Raw genomic sequence first — 235 nt, forward strand, 5'->3', positions numbered from 1 at the left:
CGGTGCTCTCTTCGCTTGGCCTGGAGCTAGCGGGATTGATGCACCAGCTTCCTCAGGTGACGCATGTGCGGGCGGGTATGCAGCGTGATTTGCCCAGGCTGATGCTGGACATCGACCACACCGCGCTGAGCGATGTGGGGCTTTCCGCGCAGAATTTGGCAGAGCAGGTAGGGGCGGCGCTAACCGGTCAGCCTGCGGGCATGCTGTTAGAAGACACGCAACAGCTGCCGGTGCG

The 235-nt window shown here is 63.0% G+C and carries 1 protein-coding gene; it reads left to right on the forward strand.

Annotated elements, in window-relative coordinates:
* Positions 1–38: 38 nt before the first annotated feature.
* The coding region (locus tag SB753_RS41425) for a hypothetical protein (RefSeq protein ID WP_410805735.1) at positions 39–235 on the forward strand (197 nt) is incomplete at its 3' end.

This window comes from Paraburkholderia sp. SIMBA_053, assembly GCF_046534895.1.
GTDB classification, from domain to species: Bacteria; Pseudomonadota; Gammaproteobacteria; order Burkholderiales; family Burkholderiaceae; genus Paraburkholderia; species Paraburkholderia caledonica.